The sequence below is a fragment of the Streptomyces sp. NPDC005898 genome (assembly GCF_040629635.1).
In the GTDB taxonomy this organism is placed as follows: Bacteria; Actinomycetota; Actinomycetes; order Streptomycetales; family Streptomycetaceae; genus Streptomyces.
Genome location: NZ_JBEXWC010000001.1, coordinates 672,993 through 691,205 on the forward strand (window position 1 = coordinate 672,993; position 18,213 = coordinate 691,205).

Below are 18,213 nucleotides of genomic sequence, written 5' to 3' on the forward strand. Positions count from 1 at the left end.
GAGTTGTGGTGGACGTGGTGAGGGAGGCGGGCGGGGGTGCGGGTGTCGTCGGCGGCGGCCGTCAGCCTCGTGCGACGGCGACGGGGAAGGACCTGAGGCCGGCGATGCTCGGGTTCCGGTAGTACTGGAGGGGGCCGTCGGTCCGTTCGAGGACGGGGTACCGCCGCAGCAGCGAGGTGAGGGCGATCCGCAGCTCGGTCCGGGCCAGCGGCGCGCCCAGGCAGTAGTGGACCCCTTGCCCGAAGCCGACGTGCTGGTTGTGCTGCCGGTGGATGTCGAAGCGCTCGGGCTCCTCGAACTGCCGCTCGTCGTGGTTGGCGGACAGTGCGGACAGCGACACGAACTGTCCCGCCGGGATGGTGACGTCGCCGAGCCGGGTGTCCTTCGTGGTCAGGCGCAGGCTGTTCGGCACGGCGGGGCGGTAGCGGACCGACTCCTCGACGGCGGCGGGAATCAGGCCCGCGTCCCGGCGTACGGCGGTCAGCGTGTCGGGGTGGCGGAGCAGTTCGAAGACGAGGCTGGCCAGTGAGCAGGCGGTCGTCACGTGGCCGCCGATGAGCAGCAGTTTGCCGATGTTGACGACCTCCTCCTCGGTGAGCCGTTCGCCGTCCACCTCGGCCTGGGCGAGCCTGCTGAAGAGGTCGTCCTTGGGGGCGGCGCACCGCAGCCGGTAGTGCTCGCGCAGGTAGGCGAGCAGTTCGGCGCCCGCCGCGTCGATCGCCTTGACGAGGTCCTCGCCCGCCAGGTCGCCCGCCTCGAAGGAGAGCAGCCGGTCGGCCCAGCCGCGCAGCAACTCCCGGTCCTCGTAGGGGAGTCCGATCAGTTCGGCGATGACCATGACCGGCAGCGGGTCGGCGAGGTCGCGGGCCACGTCGATCTCGGACCGGTCGTCCACGGCGTCCAGGAGGCGTTCCACGGTGGTCTCGATCTCCGGGGCGAGGCCGGCGACGGTCCGCTGGTTGAACGCCTTGCCGATCAGCGCGCGCAGCAGCCGGTGCCTCGGCGGGTCCATCTCGGTGAGGCGGCCCTGGCCCCAGGCGTCCGACTTGCCCCACTCGGTCGGGTAGGCCCGCCACAGTTCGGAGGAGAAGGTGGCGTGGTCCAGGCTGGCGGCGGCGACGTCGGCGTACCGGAAGACCATCCAGGCGCCCGTCGCGGGGTCCTGGTGGACGGGACGCTCGTCCCGCATGACGCGGAACCAGTCCTGGAGCGCTTTTCCGTCGTCCAGGGAATAGGGCGGAGCGGGCTCCGCATTTCCCTGGGGCGTATGGGCGTGTGCTTCTTCTGGGCGCACGAAAAACTCCTTCTCCCCGCATGATGAAGGAAACAGGACAAGTGACATTCGTTCCGAGACTCGATCACGGCCCGGGCGATGTCAACATTCCGGAATTTGAACAGCCCCGGCTTCCATTGCGTTCAGGGGTGTGCCGCGAACGCAATAGCGCGTTCATTTTCGGATTCCGGCTCCGCTGCTAACGTCGCCCCATGACTCTTCCCGAGAATCGGCCATTCCGTTTCGGCGTCAATCTCGTCACGCCCGCACCGCGGCGCGCCTGGGCAGAAAAGTCCCGCAAGGTCGAGGACCTGGGATTCGATGTGCTCGGCGTGCCGGACCACCTCGGCGCGCCCGCCCCGTTCCCCGCCCTGGTGGCGGCCGCCGAGGCCACCGAGCGCATCCGGGTGACGACGTTCGTGCTCAACGCCGCGTTCCACAACCCGGTGCTGTTGGCCCGGGAGGTGGCCACCGCCGACCTGCTGACCGACGGCCGCCTGGAGGTGGGTCTCGCGGCGGGCTCCATCCGGCAGGGAACCGGTTCCGACGGGGTGCCGTTCCCGTCCGCCGGTGAACGCGTCGGCCTGCTGGAGCACACCGTGAAGGAGCTGCGCGCCCTGATGGTGAACCCCGAGCACGCGCCGCAGCCGGTGCGGCCGGGCGGCCCGCCGCTGCTGGTGGCCGGCAACGGAGACCGGGTGCTGCGGCTGGCCGCCGAGCACGCCGACATCGTCGGCTTCACCGGGATCTTCGCGGGGCGCGGGGAGTTCCCCCAGCTCGCGAGCCCTCAGGAGCTGGGCGAGCGGGTGGCGCTGGTCCGCGAGCAGTTGGGCGCCCGGGTCGCGGAGGTGGAGCTGAACCTGCTGGTGCAGCAGGTGCTCGTCACGGACGATCCGCGGGGCACCGCCGAGGAGTGGGCGCGCCACCCGCTGGCCCACTTCACCCCCGAGCAGGTGCTCGCGGCGCCGGCCTGGCTGATCGGGTCGCACCGGGAGATAGCCGACCGGCTGACGGAGTACCGGGAGCGGTTCGGCCTCAGCTACATCGTGGTCCTGGAGCCGTGGCTCGAGGCGTTCGCCCCCATCGTCGAGATGCTGAAGTGACGCGCTCCTGAGGCACCCGGTGCCGGGCGGGCGGGCTCACCGTCCGTCCGGCCGCGCGCCGTCGCCGCCCGCTTCGAGCGCGTCCGCGGCGCGGCTGATCTTCTCCAGGGCCTCCTCGCGGAGTTCGAGCCCGTGCCGGTAGTACTCGCCCTGGCCCTCGGGGTGCTCGTGCAGGGCGTCACGGACGGCGAGGAGACCGGCCGGGCGGACCGGTTCGAGACGCGGCAAGGGACCGCCCACGGCGCCGTTGAGCAGGTCCACCGTGCGCCAGGCGAAAAAGTAGAAGGCGTCGGTGTACACCGACGCCCAGTCCCAGGCCTCAAGGAATTGCTGACGCTCGTCGGCGGCGCTCTGCCTGGCCTCCGCCGATGCCCATGACGAGGAATCCAGGACCGCCACGACGGATTCCATCAGCATGTCGAGCTGTCCGAAACGGGTGTGGATTTCCGCCAGCACCCCCGACGGAACACGCCAGGGGGTGCCGGGCCTGTCCACCAGTCCCGCATATCGTTTCCACTCGTCGACCACAGGCTCATACACGAGGCCCGATTATGGCATGCGGGCGGCTGCGGTCGGCAGCCCTTTCCGGGTTCTTATTCCGGCCCGTCGAGGCCGTAGCGCGCCGAGGGGTCCGTGTGCCGCAGTTCCGGGGAGAAGTACGCCTTGAGCCGGGGCCGGCCGGGACCCGGACGCCAGGCCACGTAGTTGTGGATGCCGCGGCCCGCGGCCGGCGGGCGGGACGCCACCTCGCGAAGCGCCCGCTCGTAGAGGCCGGCGGGCCGGTGGCAGGCGGCCAGCGCCTCCTTCATCCGGTGGCGTACCGCCTCGTCGTCGGGGGCGTAGGTCCACATGGGGAGGTAGACGGTCGCCCCGACGGCCGTGGCGGGGCGTGCCCCGGTGAACGACAGGCAGGTGACCGGGGGTTGGGCGGAGAGGTCGGCGGCCGCCTCGGGCAGCATCGTCTCGCAGAACTTGCGTACGGGCGCGGGCGCGAACCCGGGGTGGGGCGCCATGAGTTCGGCGAGGCCCTCGGCGTCGGTGGCGTAGTGCCGGAAGTACAGCTTCACCCGTGCCGCGGGATCCGCGGAGAGGTCGAGCGAGAACATCACCGGCCGGTCGAGCCGCTCGCCGCGCGCCATGTGGGCGCTCACCGCGGGCCAGGCCGCGCCGAGGCCGAGTGCCGCCAGGCCCCGCCGGCACAGCTCGGCGGCCCGCTCGGGGCCGGCGACGGCCGGGTAGAACCAGACCTTGAACTGGGCGTCCCCGCTCCGTCGCACCTCGGCACCGAACATCGCGACGTGCTCGGTGGCCGGCTTCTCCGGCAGGTACAGGTCGGCGACCCGCGCCCACCGGCGCTCGTCCGTGCCGTACCGGCGGACCAGGGCCGCCATCGTGGCGCGGGCGGACACGACCCGGTCCACCGGGCGGTCCCCCGGACGCAGGGCCTCCACGGCGAACTGCAGGGCCGGATCGTCGTCGAGGCCGATCGCGAACTCCACCGGCGAACCGTCGGACGACACGTCGGACTCGGGCAGTTGCGCGGCCGTGGCCGTGCCCCACGAGCCCGTCAACGCGTCGAAGGCCTCCACACACACGCCGCGCCGCCCCGGGCCGAGGGCGTCCGCCAGAGCGGCCAGGCGCGCCGCGCCCGCCGTCCTGGCGGACGGGGCCGGCCCGGTGTTCGTCCCGCCGCTCGCGCTCACCATCTCCATCGCCGCCGGCCTCCTTCGCGTCAGCCGAGCGCGAGCGGCAGCCGGGACAGTCCGCGCAGCGTGCCGTTCGGCCGCACCACGGGTTCGCCCGCCGCGCGGGTGCCGGGGTGCCGCAGCAGGGCCGCCAGCGTCACGCGGGCCTCGATGCGGGCGAGGTTGAGGCCGAGGCAGGAGTGCGCGCCGCGGCCGAAGCCCAGGTGGTTGTTGGGCCTGCGGTCCAGCCTGAGCGTCTCGGGGTCGGGGAACTGCGCGGGGTCGCGGTTGGCCGCGCCGATCAGCGCGGTCACCACCTGGCCCCGTTTGACGGTGACCCCGCCCACCACGGTGTCCTCGGTGCAGGCGCGGGCCAGTGCCTGCACCGGGCCGACGTAGCGGATCAGTTCCTCGACGGCGGTGTCCAGGGGCACGTCGCCGCGCACCAGGGACTCCCAGGCGCCGGGGGTGGCGAGCAGGGCGGCGAGGGCGTTGCCGAGGAAGCGGCTGGGCACCTCGAACCCGGCGTGGAAGAAGGCGCGCACCGAGTTGACCAGGACGTCGTCGGCCTCGACGCCGGAGCCGGGCAGGCGGCGGACCACCTCGGGCAGGACGCCGTGCGGGCCCGGGTCGGCGAGCCAGGTGCGCACCAGGTCGTTGAAGTGGGCGCGGGCGCGCAGTCCGGGCTCCTCCGCGTCGGGGTCGAGCTGCGCGTCCATGCTGTGGTCGAGGTCGTCGTTGAAGCGGGCGAACGCCGCGTCGGTGGCGGGCGGTTCGACGCCGATGAACCGGGTGATGGCCCGCAGGGTGAACACGTCGGCGTAGTCGTGGATGAAGTCGAAGGACGGCCGCCCGGCCAGGCCGTCGAGCAACTGGTCGGCGTAGGAGTCGAGTTCCTCGCGCAGGGCGTCGAGGTCCTGTGCGCGGACCGCGTCGAGGGCGAGGTGGCGCAGCGGTGTCTGGTCGGGCGGGTCGAGGGTCTGGAGGCTGAGCAGGGTCGGCGGGGTGGGGATGCCGATCTTGCGGAAGTCGGTGCTGAACCGGTCGGAGTCGCGCAGGATCGCCGTGCAGTCGGCGTGCCGGGTCATCAGCCAGGAGTCGATGTCCGCGTGCCAGTACACCGGCTGGGTCTCGCGCAGCCGCCGGTAGACCGGGTAGGGGTCGGCGAGCACCGCGGGGTCGAGGGGGCTGAAGAGGGGGTCGGTGGCCTCAGGGGCGGGCGATACGGTCACGGCTGTCTCCGGTGTTGGCGCCGACACCGACGCTGACGGGCGGCTGGGGGTCCGGTCCGGTGGCCTCGCCGTCGGTCGCCGGAGCGTGTCCGGTGACCGGGCAGCGGCCGGGGGCCGGTGCTTGCAGGAAGGCGGGCGACGACTCGTGGTCGTCGTAGTAGCGGTGGAAGACGGGGGTCACCCCGCCCGAGAGCGGGGGCACGATCCAGGACCAGTCGGCGGGCACGGTGCGGCCGGCCTTCTCCTCGCGGCGCAGGTGGCGCAGGAAGCGCTCCGACTCGGTGTGGTGGTCGGTCATCGTGATGCCGTCCTGCTCGAACGACCAGAGCACCGCCACGTTCAGCTCGACGAGCGCCCGGTCCTTCCACAGGGTCCGGTCGCTGGTGCGGTCCAGGCCCAGCCGGTCGGCGACCTCGGGCAGCAGGTCGTAGCGCTGGGCGTCGACCAGGTTGCGGGCGCCGATCTCGGTGCCCATGTACCAGCCGTTGAAGGGGGCCGCGCCGTACCGCACGCCGCCGATGTCGAGGACCATGTCGGAGATGACGGGCAGCGCGTGCCAGCGCAGGCCGAGGTCGGCGAACCAGTCGTGGTCGGGGTGGCGCAGCGGGACCTCCCGCACGGCGTCGGCCGGGAGGTCCAGGATCCTGGCCGCTTCACCCGGCCCCTGTACGAGCAGGGGCAGGACGTCGAAGCGGGTGCCCGGGCCGCCGGGCCAGCCGAGCGCCCGGAGGCGGTCGGTGAGGTCGGCGGACGCCGGGTCGCCGGTGACGCGGCCGTCGGGGCCGCGGTAGCCGGCGTAGCGGATGAGCTGCGGGTTGTGGATGCGCGGCCCGGTGCCGTCGGGGCCGTCGGCCGCGAAGACGCTGATCGTGGGGCGGATGCGGCCGCCGTTGAAGGCCGTCCGCAGGTGTTCGACGCACGCGCGGTGGATGTCCTCGGCCGTCCGCAGGTGGCGCAGGTCGCGGACGACCAGGCCGGGCCAGTAGAGGCGGCCGATGCAGCGCCTGCTGTTGCGCCAGGCGACCTTGGCCCCGAAGGCCAGCTCCTCGGCGGTGTGCGCGTAGGTGCCGCTCTGGCGGATCTCGCCGCGGATCTCGGCCATGCGGTCGGCCGGCGGGCGCTCGACGGCGTTCTCCGAGCTGTAGAGCCGGATGAACTCGTCGGCGCGTGCGATCAAGTCTGGTATGTCGATGTCTGCGGGCCCTGCCATGCGCAACCCCCGTGGGCGGTGCCGTAGCCCGGCAGGTCGGACCTTGCCGGGCTACGGCCATACGTTCTCATCTCTGTTTTCAGTGCAGGTAACGCATATCGGCTCACCTCCCCCCGCGATCCGCTTTTCCAGGGCACCTCCCCGCACCCCCGAATTTCTCGGGAGTGATGCAATCAATTGCTTTTCGAGAGGCGGGAAACTCGGGCAGTCGTCAATCTATGGTCCGGCCCGATCACCGTCAACAAAGGACTTGAACACCCGGAATTCAACACGGGTCGAATGCGTCACCGTGCCGTTTAGGGCGCGGACGCGGGCGGCGGCGCGGGTGGCTCAGAGCGTGACCGGGAGCGCGGTGAGGTGCCAGCTGCCGGGGTTGGGCAGCCGCGGCACCTCCTCGGGCGGTACGGCGAGCGCGAGGTCCGGGAAGCGGCTCAGCAGCGCCTCCAGCGCCACCTCGGCCTCGACGGCGGCCAGGGAGGCGCCGATGCAGTAGTGCGCCCCGTGGCCGAAGCCGAACTGGACCGCGGTGCCGGCGGGCCGGGTGATGTCGAGCGTGTCGGGGTCGTCGAAGACGCGGGGGTCACGGTTGGCGGACGCGATCACCGCCACCACGGAGTCCCCGGCGCGCACCGGCGCGCCGCACAGGTCGAAGTCCTCCAGGACGTAGCGGATGGCGGTCAGCAGCAGCGGGGGCCGCCAGCGCATCAGCTCCTCGACGGCGCGGGGCATCAGGGAGGGGTCGGCGCGCAGGGCGGCGAGCTGCTCGGGATGGGAGAGCAGGGCCACCACGGAGTTGGCGATGAAGTTCGCGAGGTTGTCCTGGCCGGCGAAGACGGTGTGCCAGACCATGGTGATCAGCTCGGTGTCGCTGATCCGGTCCGCGTCCTCGGCCTGGGCCCGCAGCAGGTCGGAGACGAGGTCGTCGCCAGGGTCCGAGCGGCGCAGCCGGACGACCTCCTTGGCTCCGGCGACGGCGTCGCGCAGCGCCTCCTCGTAGGTCTGGCCGGAGCCCATCCGGGCGACGTAGCCGCGCCACCGGGGCCGGTCCGCCTCGGGAATGCCCATGACATCGCCCACCACGTGGGTGGGCAGCGGCTGGGCGAAGTGCTTGAGGAGGTCGACGGTGCCCTGCTCGGCGAGGCCGGGCAGGGCGTCGAGCAGCCGGTCGGCGCTCTGCCGGATCATGTCGCGGCGGGCGGCGGCGCGGCGGGCGGTGAACGCCCGTACGGCGAGCTTGCGCAGCCGGCCGTGGTCGGCACCGTCCATGTGCGACATGGTCAGCATGTACGGACGTACGTCGTCCGGGATCCGCTGGTTCCAGCTGTCGGCGGTCATGGCCAGCCGCGGGTCGCTCAGCATCGCCTTGGCCTCGCCGTGGCGGGTGACCGCCCATATCGACCCGAATCCCGGCGCCATGAGGCGCACGACGGGGCTTTTCTCCCTGGCCTTCCCATAGGCGGAGATCGGATCACTCAGTACCTCGGGATCGACCATCGCGATCTCGGGGACGTCGACCCTGGAATTCTCACTGTTGAGCACGGCGCTCCCCCAATAAAATTCGGACGATTTCCGGTGCGGTGAGGACGATGCTATCCACGGTCACCACAGGCGGCAAACGTTCAAAATTACGGGGGAACGCCGATTGTCCGGCCCGAATAAGAGGCCTTTTCGCTACTCGCTCTTGTTGTAGCGCAGCAGGCTGAGCGGCACGAAGACGACCAGCAGGACGGCGCAGGAGATCAGGGCGGGGCCGAGGTCGGCCGCGCCGTCCCCGCTCATAAGGGAGCGGCCCGCGGTGACGACGTACCCGATGGGGTTGATGTCGACGAACGCCTTCAGCCATCCGGGCATGGTGGTCGGCTCGGCGAAGATGTTGCTGGCGAAGGTCAGCAGGGACAGCAGCAGCATGCCGAGCGCGGAGACGGCCTGCGGGGTGCGCAGCACCAGGCCGAGGAACGTCCAGATCCACGAGACGCAGAAGCCGAAGAGGACGGCGAGGAGCACACCGCCGGTGACGCCGAGCACGCCGCCGTCGGGCCGGAAGCCGAGCGCGAGGCCGACGGCGACCACGACGGCCGACGAGATCAGGTAGCGCACCACGTCACCGATCAGGGCGCCGGTCAGCGGGGACGGCCGCCAGATCGGCATCGACTTGAAGCGGTCGAAGATGCCCTGCTGGAGGTCGGTGGTGAGGGCCACGCCGGTCTGGGTGGAGATGAACAGGACACCCTGCACGAGGATGCCGGGCAGCAGGAACTGGAGGTACTCGCGGCTGCTGCCGGAGATCGCGCCGCCGAAGAGGTAGGTGAAGATCAGCGTGAACATCACCGGGGTGAGGGTCGCGTTGAACATCTGCCCCGGTGAGCGCTTGATCTTCACCAGCGCGCGCCAGCCCAGCGTGAGCGAGGTGGACAGCGCTCCCGGGCGCTGCGCGGGGCGGGTGTCCTCGCCCAGGACGCGGTGCAGCCTTTCGTCCGCCTCGGTCGGGCGTGCGGCGGTCGTCATCGGCTCTCCTCGGTGGTGGCGGGCTTGCGGCCGGGCCCCCGGCCCGGCCTGCGGGCGGCGGGCACCTCGGAGGTGGGGGGCCGCCCGGTCAGCGCGAGGAACACCTCGTCCAGGCTCGGGCGGTCCATGGCGAAGTCGGCGACCTCGATGGTGCGGGTGAGCTCGCCGAGGGCGCGCGCCACGCTGCGGGGGTCGGTGCCGCGCGCGGTGAGCTGGGCCGGACCGGTCGTCTCCGCGGGCACGCCGAGGGCGCCGACCAGGATGCGGCTCGCCTCCGGCAGGTCGTCGGCGTCCGTCAGCTCGACGCGCAGGGAACCGCGCCCCACCGAGGACTTCAGCTCGCCGGGGGTGCCCTCGGCGACGAGCTTGCCGTGGTCGATGACCGCGACGCGCTGCGCGAGCTGGTCGGCCTCTTCGAGGTACTGGGTGGTGAGCAGGACGGTCGTGCCGCGTTCGACGGTGGCCCGGATGATGGCCCAGACCTCGTTGCGGCTGCGGGGGTCGAGTCCGGTGGTGGGCTCGTCGAGGAACATCAGCTGGGGCCGCACGATGAGCCCGGCGGCCACGTCGAGCCGGCGGCGCATTCCGCCGGAGTAGCCGCGGGCCGGGCGGTCGGCTGCCTCGACGAGGTCGAACGCCTCCAGCAGATCGCGGGCGCGCTCCCGGGCGGCGGTGGAGCGGTAGCCGTGCAGCCGGGCGAGCAGCAGCAGGTTCTCCATGCCCGTCAGGTCGTTGTCGACGCTGGCGAACTGGCCGGTGAGGCTGACCCGTTCCCGTACGCGGTTGGCCTCGCGGACGACGTCGTGACCGAAGACCCGGGCGCTGCCCGCGTCGGGGGCGAGCAGGGTCGCCAGGATGCGCAGGGTCGTGGTCTTGCCCGCGCCGTTGGGTCCGAGGACCCCGTAGACGGCGCCGGCCGGGACGGACAGGTCGAGGCCGTCGACGGCCTTGGTGGCCCCGAAGGACTTCACCATGCCGACGGTCTCCACCGCGAGTTCAGTGCTCACATTCACCCTTGGGTTCGCTTGCGGCTGGGGTCTTGGGGGCCGGCGGGGCGGTGCCCGCGCCCGGGGTGCCGCGGCCGGCCCGTTTCTGGGCCGCCTGGGGGGACTTGAGCCCGAGACCGTAGGCGATGTCCTGCCAGGTCAGTCCCATCTCCCGGGCGATGAACAGCAGGCTCGCCTCCAGTACGTCCAGGTCGGCGCGGGCGCGCGGGAGCAGTGTCAGGGCCGCCATGACGTCGGTCCTGTCCATCTCGGGCGCGTCGGCCGGTCGCCTGCCGCCGCCGGCCCAGGAGGCGATGAGGTGGACGGCCTCCTGGGCGGTGAGGCGGGCCGGCGGGCCGGTCGGCTCGGGCCGGTCGCCGGCGGCCAGGCGCTCGGCCACGTGCCGCAGCGCCACGTGCTCCCGGCGGGCGCGGGCGTGATCGGGGTCCTGGGCACGGTGCAGGGCGTCGGGCCCCTCCGCATGATCGGTCATGGGAGGAGCCTGGCGACTTCAACCAACGGTTGTCAACCAGAAGTTGAAACCCTACGGTTGAAACCCCCCGAACGGAGGACACGCGTCCGCCCTGCCCCGCCGGTCCCCTGGTCAGCCGAGTCAGCCGAGTCAGCCAGGTCAGCCGATTGCCGCCGACCGGACGGGGGCGGCCGCTTCGGTGCGTGCGAATCGTGCCGCCGCGGCCAGGAACGCGTCGTTCTCGGCGGCGGTGCCGACCGTCACCCGCACCCCTTCGCCGGCGAAGGCCTTGACCAGGATCCGCTGCTCGCGGCAGTGCGCGGCGAGGGGCTCCGCGGCCGGGCCGGCGGGCAGCCACAGGAAGTTGGCGCCGCTGACCGGCACGTCCCAGCCGCTGTCCAGCAGGGCGGCCCGGACCCGCTCCCGCTCCTCGACGAGGTGCCGGCAGCGCTCCCGGACCTCCGGCTCGCACTCCAGCGCGGCGGTCGCCGCCCGCTGCGCGAGGGTGCCGACCGCGTAGGGGACGGCGACGCGGCCCAGCAATTCGGCCACCGGCGGGGCGGACAGGCAGTAGCCGATCCGCAGCCCCGCGAGCCCGTACGCCTTGGAGAAGGTGCGCAGCGCGACCACGTTCGTACGGCCCTGCCGCAGCTGCTCGCGCACCAGGGCGAAGCCGTCGAGCGGGTCGGCCTGACGCCCGGTGAACTCCGCGTACGCCTCGTCCAGGACGACCAGGACGTCCGGCGGCACCGCGGCGAGAAAGCGCTCCACGTCGGCGCGAGACACGGACGTCCCGGTCGGGTTGTTGGGCGAGCAGACGAAGACCAGCCGGGTGCGGTCGGTGATCGCCGCGGCCATCGCCGGCAGGTCCAGGGCGTGCCCGGCGGTCAGCGGGACCCGGCGCACCACCGCCCCCGCCGTCCCGGCCAGGGACGGATAGACCTCGAACGAGCGCCAGGGGATGAGCACTTCGTCGCCCGCCGCACAGGCGATCTGGAGCAACTGCGCGCACAGGCCCACCGATCCCGGCCCCAGCGAGAGCGCGGCGGGCGGCACCCCGTGGCGCTCGGCGAGCCGGGCGGTGAGGTCGGCCGAGGCGTTGTCGGGGTAGCGGTTCAGCCCCTGGACCGCGCCCGTGAGCGCGGCCTGTACGGCGGCGGGAGGCGCGAGGGGCGATTCGTTGCAGTCCAGGCGGATCATCCCCGACTCGGCGGCCCGTCCCCGGAACAGCGGCAGGCCGTCGAGGTCGGAGCGGACCCGGGGCCGGGCCGCGGGCGGGCGGTCCGGGCCCGAGGGGCCGTTCATTCGGCGCGGTCCTCGGCACCGGCCGCCGCGCCCATCGCGTCCACCAGGCTCTTGGGGCGCATGTCCGTCCAGTGCCGGTCTATGTACTCCAGGCACTCGGCGCGCGAGGCCTCGCCGAACACCGTGTGCCAGCCGGCGGGAATGTCGATGACCGTCGGCCACAGGGAGTGCTGAAGTTCGTCGTTGATCAGTACGACATACGCGGCGTTCTCGTCCTCGAACGGATTTGACATCGCCTCTCCGATTCTCTGTGTTCTTTCCTCTGGGATTGCGTCGGAAAGCCTCTCACGGGAATTGCGGCGCAACAAGGCTGTTCTGTACGAGATCCAGGAGTTCCGTCGCATTCTCGGCGAGGAAGAAATGGGCGCCGGGAAAGGCACGGAACGCGAAGGCCGCGCGGGTGTGCGGCTGCCAGTCCACGGCGTGTTCCGGCCCCGCCTTCGGGTCCTCGCGGCCCACGAGCACGGTGAGCGGCACCCCGACGCGCGCGCCGGGCGGGCACCGGTAGGCGGCCAGCGCGCGGTAGTCGTCCCGCAGGGCCGGCAGTGCCTGCCGCAGCGCCTCCTGGTCGGCGATCAACCGGTCACCGGTGCCGCCGAGGGCCCGCATCTCGGCGATGATCCGCTCGTCGGTCCACCGCGTCCGCCGGTCCTCCTCGCGCGGGCGGGACGGCGCCCGGCTGCCGGAGGCGAAGAGGTGCCCGACCGCTCCCGGCCGCTCCCGCTCCAGCAGCCGCACGGTCTCGAAGGCGACCAGCGCGCCCATGCTGTGGCCGAGGAAGGCGGTCGGCAGCGCCCGCTCGGCCAGGAGCGCGTCGGCCGCGCCGCGCGCCAGCCCGTGGAGGTCGGTGACGGCCGCTTCCGTGCGCCGCCACTGGCGTCCCGGGTACTGGACGCCGATCACCTCCAGGCCGGGGGGCGCGGCGCGCGCCAGCGGGAAGAAGGCGCCGGCGGAACCGCCCGCGTGCGGAAAGCACACCAGGCGGGCTCGTGCGTCCCGGCCCGGATTGAAGGACATCGTCCAGGCGCCCACGTCAGTGCTCATGACCTACCTCCCGCATTCCGTCGTTTTCCCCTCGGCCGGTATTCCTGTCCCCATTATTCCTGTCCCCATTGCTGTCCCCGTTTCCGTTTACGTTCGGGGGGTGGCCGACATTCGGCCAGTCCGGGCATTCCTCCCTCAGGTGGCCCGCCAGTGCTTTCGGGGACGGGAAGTCGTAGATGAGGGTGGAGAGCAGGGGAACGCCGGTCGCGGCGACGATGCGGTTGCGCAGTTCGACCGCCCCGAGCGAGTCGAAGCCGAGTTGGGGGAAGAGCGCGTCGGGTGCGACGGCCTCGGGTGAGTCGTGGCCGAGCACCAAGGCGGCCTCCGCGAGGACCAGGTCGAGCAGCGACCCGCCGGAAGCGGCTGCGGGAGGCGCGGCGGTCCCGGCGCCGTTCGCCGCCGCGGTGGTGTGCGCCGGCGCGGGGGTGTCGGGCCGGGCGGTGGGCGGGGGCGTGGTGAGGCGGGCCGCGACCACGACCGGCGCCGCGGTGGCCATGGCCTCGTCGAACAGCGCCAGTCCCCGGTCGGCGGACAGGGCGAGGATGCCCTGGCGGGCGAGGCGCTCGTGGTCCTCGGGGCGCAGCCGTCCGGTGATGCCGCTCGCCGGCTCCCACAGCCCCCAGGCGATGGACCGGGCGGGCAGTGACCGGGCGTGGCGGTGCTCGGCCAGGGCGTCCAGGAAGGCGTTGGCGGCGGCGTAGTTGCCCTGTCCGGCCGAGCCGGTCACGCCGGCCACCGAGGAGAACAGGACGAAGGACGACAGGCCGAGGTCCGCGGTCAGTTCGTGCAGGTGCACGGCGGCGACCGCCTTGGCCCGGAGCACCTCGGCCAGCGCGGCCGGGGTCAGGGAGCCGATCGCCGCGTCCCGCGTCGTCCCGGCGGCGTGCACCACCGATCCGATGCGGATCCCCCGTCCGGACAGCTCGTCCAGGAGCGTCGCGAGGGCCTCGCGGTCTCCCGCGTCGCACGCGGCCACGGTGACAAAGGCCCCGAACCCGCGCAGTTCCGCCGCCAGTTCGGCGCTCCCGGGCGTCGCCTCGCCGCGTCGGCCGATCAGGACGAGGTCCCGTACGCCGTGTCGCGTCACGAGGTGCCGGGCGACGAGGGTGCCGAGCGTGCCGAGTCCGCCGCTGATCAGAACCGCGCGGTCGGTGTCGAAGTCCCGGACGGTGAGGACCACTTTGCCGATGTGGCGCGCTTCGGCGACGTACCGGTAGGCGGCGGGCGCGTCGCGCACGTGGCGCAGGGTGAGCGGCGGGGGCGTCAGTGTCCCGTCCGCGAAGAGCGGCAGGAGCGCGGCCAGCATCCGCTGGATGCCGTCCGGCCCCGCCTGCCGGATGTCGAAGACGGTGTACGCGGCGCCGCCGTGCGCGGTGGCCACCTCCTCGGGGTCGCGCGGGTCCGTCTTGCCCATCTCCAGGAACCGGCCGCCGGGTGCGAGGAGCCGCAGGGAGGCGTCGGTGAGCGGTCCGGCGAGCGAGTTGAGTACGACGTCCATGCCCGCGCCGCCGGTCGTGGCGCGGAAGGCGGCCTCGAAGGCGTCGTCGCGGGAGGAGGCGATGCGGTCGGGGGCGAGGCCCGCCTCGCGCAGCACGGGCCATTTCGCCGGGCCTGCGGTGGCGAAGACGTCCGCCCCCGCGTGCCGGGCGAGTTGGCGGGCCGCGAAGCCGACGGCGCCGGTCGCCGTGTGGACGAGCACCCGTTCCCCGGCACGGAGCCGGCCGAGTTCGACGAGCCCGTAGTACGCGGTGAGGAACGCCACCGGCACGGCGGCCGCCTCGGCGAACGACCAGTGCGCCGGCACGGGTGCGAGCAGCCGCTCGTCGGTGACCGAGACCGGGCCGATCCCGTCGAAGAGGCCCATCACCCGGTCCCCCGGCCGCAGTCGGCCCGCTTCGGGTCCGACCTCGACGACGACGCCCGCGCCCTCCACGCTCTGCCGCTCCCCGGCCTCGGGCACGCCGGCCCCGGGCTCGACGACGCCCAGCGTGAGCAGCACGTCGCGGAAGTTGACGCCGGCCGTGTGGAGCGCCACGCGCACCTGCCCCTTCCCCAGGGGCGCTTCGGCTTCCGGCCACGCCACCAGGGCCAGGTCGTCGGGGGTGCCGCGGCCGACGAAGTCCAGCCGCCAGGTGCCGTCGCCGGACGGCGCGTCGAGCAGCCGGCCGCTCGTGGGGGTCAGTTCCGGGGTCCGCGTCTCGCCGTTGCGCAGGGCGATCTCGGGGAGGCCGGAGCGGATGGCCCCGGCGAGCCGCTGCGCCGACTCCTCGCTCGCGTCGACGTCGATCAGGCGGACCCGTCCCGGTTCCTCCCGCTGCGCACAGCGGGCGAGCCCCCAGACCGCGGCGGCCGCCACGTCCACGGCCGGGTCGTCGGCGGCGGTGGTGACCGCCCCGCGCGTCACCAGGGCGATCCCGCACCGGGCGAGCGCCGGTGCCGCGAGGATCTCCTGGATCACGGCGAGCACATCGGCACTCACCTCACGGACCTGGTCCATCGCACCCGTAGGGCAGGGGATGACCACGGTGTCGGGCACTTCGCCGGGTGCGCGCCGGACCAGTTCGGCGACGTCCGCACAGCGTTCCGCGTCGAGTGTGGGCAGGGCCTCCTGGGGCTTACGGGTGGGGGCGGCACCCGGAACGATCAGCGCGTACCGGCCGGGCTGCTCGGTGTCCCCGGGCTGTTCCCCGGCCTCGCTCCCGGGGTGCCGGCCGACCGCCGTCCAGGTCAGGCGGCGCAGTCGGCTGTCGTCCGCCGCCGTCGACGGCGAGCGCAGGGCGAGGCCACCGACCGAGAGCACCGGGTGGCCGTCGGTGTCCGACAGTTCGAGGCCGACCTCGTCCGCCCGCAAGGCGGTGAGCCGCACCCGCAGCCGGGGGGTGCTCGGAGGCGCGTGGTGGGTCATGTCCCGCCAGGTGAAGGGGACGCGGACAGCCGGGCCGTGGCCGCCGGGGGCGGTGGCTCCGCTCGCCAGGCCGAAGAGTTCGATCGGGTGCAGGGCGGCGTCGAGCAGGGCCGGGTGCAGGCCGAAGAGCGCGGTCTGCGAGGCGATGGACGCCGGCGGTTCGAGTTCGGCGCAGATGCCGTCGGCCGTACGCCACAGGGCGCGAAGACCCCGGAAGGCCGGCCCGTACGCGAGGCCCCGGGTGGCGAGGCGGGCGTAGTCGCCCTCGTGGTGCAGCGGCAGGGGCTCCGCACCCGACGGCGGCCACGTCACCGGCGGGACCGGGGCGGCGGAGCCGTCCGCGGCGGCCAGTACGCCGGTGGCGACGGGCTGCCAGGCGGGGGCGGGGGCGGTGGACGGGCGGGCGTGGAGGGTGAAGGGGCGGCGTCCGGAGCCGTCCGCGGCGCGGGCCACCACCCGCAGTTCGATCGCCGTCCGGCCGGGTACGACGAGGGGGCTGGCCAGGACCAGTTCCGCCACCCGGCCGCATCCCGCCTCGCGCGCCACGCGCCAGGCCAGTTCGGCGAGCACGGCGCCGGGCACCAGGGGCTGCCCGGCCACCACGTGCTCGCCCAGCCAGGGGAGTTCGGCCGGGTCGAGCCGCCCGGACCACACCAGTTCGCGGGTGTCCGGCAGGTCGAGCGGGCGGTCGAGCACCGGGTGGCCCGTGGCTCGCGGACCGCTGTCCCCGGCCGGTTCGGCCGCGGGCTCCGTCGGGTTGAGCCAGTACCGCCTGCGTTCGAAGGGGTAGGTCGGCAGGGTGGTCAGTTCACCGCCCCAGGCCCCGGCCACCGCTGGCCAGTCCACGTCGAGGCCGGTGGTGAAGCCCGCCGCGAGTCCGTCCACGGCCGTCCGCGCCTCGTCGCGGGCGCCGCGCAGCAGCGGCACCACGACGGCTCGGGCAGGTGCCTCGTCCCGCTCGGGGTCCTCGGTGAGGTCGGTGAGGACCGTCGACGCCATGGACGACAGGGTGCTGTCGGGTCCGATCTCCACGAAGTGGCGTCCGCCTTCCGCGCGGGCCGTGGCGATGCCGTCGGCGAAGCGGACCGGGCGCCGGATGTGGTCCGCCCAGTAGTCGGGCGACATCAGCTCCGCCGCCTCCGCCATCCGGCCGGTCACGTTCGACACGAGCGGCAGCCTCGGCCGCCGGTACGTCAGCCCCGCCGCGACGTCCCTGAACTCGGCGAGGATCGGTGCCATGAGAGGCGAGTGGAAGGCGTGGCTGACGGTGAGCGCCGTGGTCCGGTGCCCGGCTGCCTTGAGCCGGGTGGCCACGGCCGACACCGCGTCGCCCGCGCCCGAGAGCACCACCGCCCGGGGGCCGTTGACGGCGGCGACGCCCACGTCCGCCAGGCCGGCGAGCAGCGGTTCCACGTCGCCCAGGCCCGCTCGTACCGCGACCATCGTGCCGCCCGGGGGCAGCGACTGCATCAACCGGCCGCGCGCCGCGACCAGGTGGGCCGCGTCCGCGAGGGAGAGGACGCCCGCGACATGTGCGGCGACCAGTTCGCCGACGGAGTGCCCCAGTACGATGTCCGGCCGCACCCCCCAGGAGCGCACCAGCTCGTACAGGGCGTACTCGACGGCGAACAGCGCGGGCTGGGTGAAGGCGGTCCGGTGCAGTGCCGCCGCCTCGGCGGACGCGGGGTCCGCGAAGACGACGGGGGCCAGCGGGCGCTCCAGGTGCGGGTCGAGGGCGGCGCACGCCTCGTCGAAGGCCGCCGCGTACGCCGGGAACCGCTCGTGCAGTCGCCTGCCCATGCCGGGCCGCTGGGTGCCCTGCCCGGCGAACATCAGGACCCGGCGTCCGTCGCCGGGGCCCACCACACCCCGTACCGACGAGGCGGCGGAGCGGTCCTCGGCCAGCGCGGCGAGGCCGTCGAGGAGCCCGGCCCGGTCCTCGGCGACGACGGCCGCGCGGTGCTCGAACCCGCTCTGCACGCGGGCCGCGGTGTAGGTGACCTCGGCGACGCCGGGGACGGCGGCCGCCGGACCCTCCGTGCCTTCGGGTGAACGTGGCAGGTCCTCCGAGCCGGCCTGCCCACGCAACTCAGCTGACGCGTCGGACCGTTCGCTCGGCAGGTCCCCCGAGCCAACCGGTCCACTCGGCGCGTCCCACGTGGTGGGTCGTCCGCTCAGCAGGTCATGGAGGCGGCGGGCCTGCGTCCGCAGGGCCGTCGGGGTCTTCGCCGACAGCATCAGCGGCAGCGCACCGCCGCGGTGGCCGGCCGCGGGGGCTTCACGCCCGTCCCGGCCTGCGGGGTCGTTCCGTACGCCCGCGACCGATAGGGCACCCCCCGTGACCGCGGGGAACGACACCTCGGCAGGCGGTTCTTCGAGGATGACGTGCGCGTTGGTGCCCGAGATCCCGAACGAGGACACCCCCGCCCGACGCGGCCTGCCCTGACCCCCCTCCCACGGCACTTCCCGCGTCAACAACCGCACCGGACCCCA

Annotated in this window: 14 protein-coding genes; 1 reads left to right on the plus strand and 13 read right to left on the minus strand. The window is 73.5% G+C overall.

From position 1 onward, the window contains the following. Positions 1-61: 61 nt before the first annotated feature. Positions 62-1,294, minus strand: coding sequence for a cytochrome P450 (locus ABZ385_RS02650; RefSeq protein ID WP_358909262.1), 1,233 nt, complete (start codon positions 1,292-1,294; stop codon positions 62-64). Between the two features lie 191 nt (positions 1,295-1,485). Here ABZ385_RS02650 and ABZ385_RS02655 point away from each other — a divergent pair, with 191 nt between their 5' ends. Next, complete coding sequence (locus ABZ385_RS02655) at positions 1,486-2,376, plus strand: LLM class F420-dependent oxidoreductase (RefSeq protein ID WP_358587565.1); 891 nt, start codon at positions 1,486-1,488, stop codon at positions 2,374-2,376. Positions 2,377-2,412: 36 nt separating this feature from the next. On the opposite strand, the gene ABZ385_RS02660 is transcribed toward ABZ385_RS02655, so the two are convergent. The 12 genes from ABZ385_RS02660 to ABZ385_RS02715 form a co-directional block, all read right to left on the minus strand. Further along, entirely contained in the window at positions 2,413-2,871 is a 459-nt protein-coding gene (locus ABZ385_RS02660; protein WP_358909264.1) for a hypothetical protein, read from the minus strand. A 98-nt stretch (positions 2,872-2,969) separates the two neighbouring features. Beyond that, positions 2,970-4,088, minus strand: a complete 1,119-nt coding sequence (locus ABZ385_RS02665) for a tryptophan dimethylallyltransferase family protein (RefSeq protein ID WP_358587568.1) — start codon at positions 4,086-4,088, stop codon at positions 2,970-2,972. 20 nt (positions 4,089-4,108) lie between these two features. Next, a complete protein-coding gene (locus ABZ385_RS02670; RefSeq protein WP_358909266.1) occupies positions 4,109-5,293 on the minus strand; it encodes a cytochrome P450 in 1,185 nt (394 codons plus the stop codon). Next, positions 5,271-6,470, minus strand: coding sequence for a nitric oxide synthase oxygenase (locus ABZ385_RS02675; protein ID WP_358909268.1), 1,200 nt, complete (start codon positions 6,468-6,470; stop codon positions 5,271-5,273). Before ABZ385_RS02675 ends, ABZ385_RS02670 begins: the two co-directional genes overlap by 23 nt. A 363-nt stretch (positions 6,471-6,833) precedes the next feature. Beyond that, positions 6,834-8,042: a cytochrome P450 gene (locus ABZ385_RS02680; protein ID WP_358699229.1), complete on the minus strand. Its 1,209-nt coding sequence runs from the start codon at positions 8,040-8,042 to the stop codon at positions 6,834-6,836. Between the two features lie 132 nt (positions 8,043-8,174). Further along, positions 8,175-9,008, minus strand: coding sequence for an ABC transporter permease (locus ABZ385_RS02685; protein WP_358909270.1), 834 nt, complete (start codon positions 9,006-9,008; stop codon positions 8,175-8,177). Further along, complete coding sequence (locus tag ABZ385_RS02690; protein ID WP_358587578.1) at positions 9,005-10,015, minus strand: ATP-binding cassette domain-containing protein; 1,011 nt, start codon at positions 10,013-10,015, stop codon at positions 9,005-9,007. The genes ABZ385_RS02685 and ABZ385_RS02690 overlap by 4 nt, the downstream gene beginning before the upstream one ends. Next, complete coding sequence (locus tag ABZ385_RS02695; protein WP_358909272.1) at positions 10,005-10,487, minus strand: DNA-binding protein; 483 nt, start codon at positions 10,485-10,487, stop codon at positions 10,005-10,007. Before ABZ385_RS02695 ends, ABZ385_RS02690 begins: the two co-directional genes overlap by 11 nt. A gap of 138 nt (positions 10,488-10,625) precedes the next feature. Then, positions 10,626-11,771: a histidinol-phosphate transaminase gene (locus tag ABZ385_RS02700; RefSeq protein ID WP_358909273.1), complete on the minus strand. Its 1,146-nt coding sequence runs from the start codon at positions 11,769-11,771 to the stop codon at positions 10,626-10,628. Continuing rightward, a complete protein-coding gene (locus ABZ385_RS02705; protein WP_358587586.1) occupies positions 11,768-12,004 on the minus strand; it encodes an MbtH family protein in 237 nt (78 codons plus the stop codon). Before ABZ385_RS02705 ends, ABZ385_RS02700 begins: the two co-directional genes overlap by 4 nt. Positions 12,005-12,056: 52 nt before the next feature. Beyond that, complete coding sequence (locus ABZ385_RS02710) at positions 12,057-12,815, minus strand: alpha/beta fold hydrolase (RefSeq protein ID WP_358909275.1); 759 nt, start codon at positions 12,813-12,815, stop codon at positions 12,057-12,059. Then, entirely contained in the window at positions 12,805-17,958 is a 5,154-nt protein-coding gene (locus ABZ385_RS02715; RefSeq protein WP_358909277.1) for an SDR family NAD(P)-dependent oxidoreductase, read from the minus strand. The genes ABZ385_RS02710 and ABZ385_RS02715 overlap by 11 nt, the downstream gene beginning before the upstream one ends. Between the last annotated feature and the right edge of the window lie 255 nt (positions 17,959-18,213).